General features: G+C 44.5%; 1 pseudogene. It reads left to right on the top strand.

The window, feature by feature from the left end:
- Window positions 1-19: 19 nt before the first annotated feature.
- A pseudogene (locus tag A3729_RS27565) lies at window positions 20-633 on the top strand (NADP-dependent phosphogluconate dehydrogenase); the annotation flags it as partial.

Below are 633 nucleotides of genomic sequence, written 5' to 3'. Positions count from 1 at the left end.
ACTTGAAAACGGTGTACCTTTGAGCTTGATTAGTGAGTCGGTCTTTGCACGATATATCTCCAGTTTCAAAGAAGAGCGAATCGCTGCTGAAACAGCTTTCGCGCGTGAGATATCTAGTGTTGGTGGAGATAAGGACGATTGGCTTGAAGCGTTGAGAGAGTCCTTATTGGCGTCTAAGATCATCTCTTATGCTCAAGGTTTCATGTTAATGAAGCAAGTTTCAAACAACTTGGATTGGAATCTGAACTTCGGGAATATTGCTTTAATGTGGCGAGGAGGTTGCATTATCCGAAGTCGTTTTCTAGAGAATATTCGTGACGCCTTTATAAAGAACCCTGAGCTCTCTTTCTTAGGAATCGATGACTATTTTCAACAATTATTGAAGCAGTCACTTCCTTCCTGGCGCAGGGTTTTGGGTAAAGCGATTGAAATCGGGCTACCAATGCAATGTACCGCGTCAGGCTTGTCTTTCTTTGATGCCTTCACCTGCGGAAGATTGCCAGCAAATATGCTGCAAGCGCAACGTGATTACTTCGGTGCGCATACTTATGAACGGGTTGATAGAGATCGAGGCGAGTTTTTCCATACGGACTGGATTGGAAGTGGTGGAGCGGTATCCTCCAGCCAATACAA

This window comes from Oleiphilus sp. HI0043 (assembly GCF_001634935.1).
This window is presented reverse-complemented; position numbering and strand designations above follow the sequence as displayed.